At 41.1% G+C, this 970-nt stretch carries 1 protein-coding gene; it reads left to right on the forward strand.

Translation table 11 applies throughout. The features are described 5' to 3' along the window. Nucleotides 1–673 precede the first annotated feature (673 nt). A complete protein-coding gene (locus DLK05_RS19035) occupies nt 674–940 on the forward strand; it encodes a hypothetical protein (RefSeq protein ID WP_127345092.1) in 267 nt (88 codons plus the stop codon). Nucleotides 941–970 lie beyond the last annotated feature (30 nt).

Consider the following 970-nt stretch of genomic DNA (forward strand, 5'->3'; position numbering starts at 1 on the left):
AGCGACAACCACAACGACAGCAACAGAGCAAGCATCTGCATACGTTTCTGAGTGTGCATTTCCTGTGTGCATGTGCGTCTGCACCAGCGTCATCATCGCCCATATATGAATCAATCAAACAGGATTTGTCTACAATTTATCAGTCAATGTGTATAGATTGAATGTGTTAGCAGAGATATACACAGTGGATGGTCTGCTTGTTTGTCTGTGTGGCTGCCGTMGGTCGATCTGTCATCAGAAATCTGTGTGCCTATTGGCCTATATGCGGCTCATCAAAATTMCGTGAASCATCCAGTCAATTATAATCYCCCTTCYGTTACGAWTACCACAAGCGTACACACAGAGATATGCATAAATGGAGACACACGGACCGATGGAGAGGTGCGCAGACTGACAGAGAGATAGACGGACATGAGACAGGCACACGTGAAGACATGCAGTGGATRGATGGTCGGATGGATGGATTAATACATAGATGGATTGATGGATTGATGGATGAATGAATGAATGAATGAATGAATGAATGAATGGATGGATGGATGGATGGATGAATTAATTATTTAAATAATTATTTAATGAAATAATGTAACGATTGAGAGTGAGATTGAGAGTGAGATAGTGAGATAGCGAGAGCGATAGAGATAGAGCGATGGACTGACGGTCGATTACATAGTTGAATTTTCGACGAATCAGCCTAACAAATGCATACATCCGTGCAAATCGCAAACCGACCACCCATCAATGCATTCGATCAGTCCATCGACTTATCCAACGTCCGTTTGTCAATCGAATATTCAGATGGTTCATCGTATTAGTAGTAGTTWTWGTTGTCATTGTTGTTGCTGTTGCTGTTGATGACGATGTTGATGATGATAATGATGATGATGTGGTTGTTGTTGTTGTTGTTGATGATGTTGATGTTGATGTTGTGTATGTGTGATTTGTGTAGGTGTTATTTGATGGTGATTTT

This window comes from Ancylomarina longa, assembly GCF_003996985.1.
GTDB lineage: Bacteria > Bacteroidota > Bacteroidia > Bacteroidales > Marinifilaceae > Ancylomarina_A > Ancylomarina_A longa.